Source organism: Aestuariivivens sp. NBU2969, assembly GCF_019931125.1.
Taxonomy (GTDB): Bacteria; Bacteroidota; Bacteroidia; order Flavobacteriales; family Flavobacteriaceae; genus Aestuariivivens; species Aestuariivivens marinum.
In genome coordinates this window covers 1-625 of the sequence record NZ_JAIOUU010000063.1, presented here as the reverse complement: position 1 = coordinate 625, position 625 = coordinate 1, and the positions used below count along the sequence as shown (strand labels likewise).

The 625-nt window shown below is 33.8% G+C and carries 2 protein-coding genes; one reads left to right on the top strand and one right to left on the bottom strand.

Annotation, left to right across the window (positions count from 1 at the left end; genetic code table 11):
• Positions 1-297, top strand: a 297-nt coding sequence (locus tag K7G79_RS14710; RefSeq protein WP_223552352.1) for a transposase, incomplete at its 5' end; no start/stop codon positions are given.
• Between the two features lie 110 nt (positions 298-407).
• Here the strand turns inward: K7G79_RS14710 and K7G79_RS14705 are convergent.
• Positions 408-625: hypothetical protein (locus tag K7G79_RS14705; RefSeq protein ID WP_223552351.1), on the bottom strand; the 218-nt coding region annotated here is incomplete at its 5' end.

Here is a 625-nt window from a genome sequence, read left to right as displayed (position 1 = left end):
GGAAAATTAAACAAGTATCAATTAGGTAAGGCTTATGGAATTGCACCAACCACCATTAATGAATGGATTAGAAAGTACAACCGTAAAGACCTTATGAACACCAGAATCAAAGTGGAAACCAAAGACGAAATAACACGTATTAAAGAACTTCAAAAAGAGATTGAACAACTAAAAAAATTGTTGTTAAAGAAAGACTTAGATGCAATGATTCAAGATTCATACCTGGAAGTTGCTGCCGAAGATCTTGGCTATAAATCTGTTGCAGAACTAAAAAAAAAGCTAAATATAGAGCGGTAAATAAAACTAAAGACAAAGCTAAAGGATTTGCGTCTTTAACAACTATTTGTAAGTCTTTCGGGCTTAAACGTGATGCATACTACAAGTATAAATATAGAGCTGATAAACGTTTAAAACTTGAACAACAGATCATTCAAATTGTCAACCAAAAACGCAGATCCTTGCCTAGAGAAGGCGTACGTAAACTCAAAAAATCTCTCAAACAGGACTTTGATAAAGCTAACCTTAAAGTAGGCAGAGACACGCTTTTCAACATTCTTAGAAAACACAATATGCTTATAACCAGAAAGAAACCCAGCTACAGAACTACCAATTCTTTTCATAGGTT